Source organism: Paenibacillus sp. 1-18, from assembly GCF_000520755.1.
GTDB classification, from domain to species: domain Bacteria; phylum Bacillota; class Bacilli; order Paenibacillales; family Paenibacillaceae; genus Paenibacillus; species Paenibacillus brasilensis.
Genome location: NZ_ASSB01000334.1, coordinates 1 through 2,125, shown reverse-complemented (window position 1 = coordinate 2,125; position 2,125 = coordinate 1). Strand labels below are relative to the sequence as shown.

Below are 2,125 nucleotides of genomic sequence, written 5' to 3'. Positions count from 1 at the left end.
AGGCCTGAAAGTGATGGAGCCTCGAAAAGAGTAAAACGGAGAGGTCGACGTTTTCGAAAGTACGGAAGACAGCACTCATTTATGCGTTAAAGGTGAGGATGAATGAGCTCTCCCGGGGCGAAGAGCCAGGCATGCTATACAATGACTTCACAGTAACTTGGGAGACCCTGCCCATTCTTCGGAAAAGAAGTATGACAAACAACCGATCACAAGGGAGAATGTCAAATGATGGACAGGGAGTCGGATCACTGCGTACTACCGATGAAACCGAGTAATGTCGGCAGAGGGGAGGCAGTGACATATCACCGATCTTGCTAAAACGGCTGCCATATTAGCATTTGGAGGGGACTTACGTAAGCTGTCTCACGGAAAACAGTTATTACGAAAAGCAGGATTGAACTTAGCAGAACGAAGTTCTGGCAAGTATAAGGGACAAATTAAGCTCACCAAACGAGGCAACTCATTACTGCGTAAGCATTTGTACTTCACGGTGTTTCACCTGTTATCTTTCAATGGGGCATTCCAAGCCATGCATGCACACAATATTGAAGTGAAACGAATGACGAAAATGCAGTCAATGATGAAGCTGATTGGGAAACTGGCTCGAATCCTTGTAGCCATGGCGAGAGAAGGACAAACATTCTCCACGGATAAGGCCCAGCCACCATTCGCGATTTTACAAAGAAAGCACGGAGTACCGAGATTTTTACGCTTTAGGGCTTAGACCCGTTCCGTTAACGTTGATCGGACTCCACACCTTGGATAGATAGGACGAAGGAATGTGAGGGCATAGACCCGTCGAGATTTGGGAGAGTGAATCCCCAAGGACTTTGTGGAGAGAGGCGTGCTACATAACTTTTTATGGAAGATGTTGTAAAATTGGTCAGCACCTTCTGTTCCCCCATGCGCTCAAACGGAACTGTCTAGCCCACACTATCCACTCATTTAAATTCCTATTTAAAACAACACGTGAAATCCTGCGAATGAGCGAGCATTTGTGAGAAAATCCTTATTCTCTGAGGGAGCTTAACGTCTCCGCGTTTATGTGCAAGCCAAGAATTTCAATCACCTCGCTTGTCCCAGCCCGAATTTGAAATGACTTACGATCGTGGCAACAATATGTATGAAATGGAAGTGTGGATTCCTATCGTTAAGAAGTCTGCATCTTGCGGACTAACCCCATAACTTATGCAAGAAGGCGACCCTATCTTGGTCGCCTTTCGAGCTTCCAAGGGTAATTCCCGTCGGGCCTATATGGTCAAAATTAGCCGGTACAGCATTCAGGCTGAAAGACAGTAAAGGAGGGAGGTCGAAGTCGGGGAACAAAGACGAACGCTCCGCTTCTTCAGCAGCAGTCGTCGATACGGACAACGCGAACATGATCGACGCTAACGCGAACGGCAGTGCGGTCACCCGAAGCAATAAGAGAGCAACATTTCAAAACGGCTCCTATGTTACAACTATAGAGAAACAGAGAATAAGGAGCTGAGTACTGATGAGCAAATTGATAGGAAAAATAGCGTTAGTAACGGGGGCCAGCCGGGGGATCGGGCGCAGCATCGCGTTACGTCTGGCGCAGGAGGGCGCTTTTGTCGCCGTACATTACGGTCAACGCCGCCATGAAGCGGAAGCGGTCGTGCAACAAATCGCCCAAAACGGAGGAAACGCCTGTGCGATTGGCGCCAATTTGAGCACGCCTGACGGCATTCGCGAGTTGATCGCGGCGCTGGACGAAGCAATTCGAGAGCACGGGGACGGCGGCGGATTCGATATTTTGGTCAACAACGCGGGAATCGGGCAAATTCTTACTTTCGAAGAAGCGACGGAAGCTACTTTTGACGAAGTGATGACGATTAACGTCAAAGCGCCGTTTTTTGTAATGCAGCAAGCTTTGCCGCGGTTGAAGGACGGCGGGCGCATCATCAACATTTCTTCCTTCGTGACACGGGTAGCTTCCCCGGGTGTCTTCACCTACAGCATGACAAAAGGAGCGATCAATACCTTTACACTGCTGCTGGCCAAGCAGTTGGGGAGCAGAAATATTACGGTCAACTCTATCCAACCCGGCATCATCAACACCGAGATGAATGAAGGAACTTTGAGTGATCCAGACGGACAAAAATAT

Annotated in this window: 2 protein-coding genes; both read left to right on the top strand. The window is 48.6% G+C overall.

Annotated elements, in window-relative coordinates:
• Nucleotides 1-301: 301 nt before the first annotated feature.
• Nucleotides 302-724, top strand: a complete 423-nt coding sequence (locus tag L693_RS0121790; RefSeq protein ID WP_331281101.1) for a transposase — start codon at nt 302-304, stop codon at nt 722-724.
• Nucleotides 725-1,495: 771 nt separating this feature from the next.
• A partial coding sequence (locus L693_RS0121780) for an SDR family NAD(P)-dependent oxidoreductase (RefSeq protein WP_025719951.1) occupies nt 1,496-2,125 on the top strand: 630 nt, incomplete at its 3' end.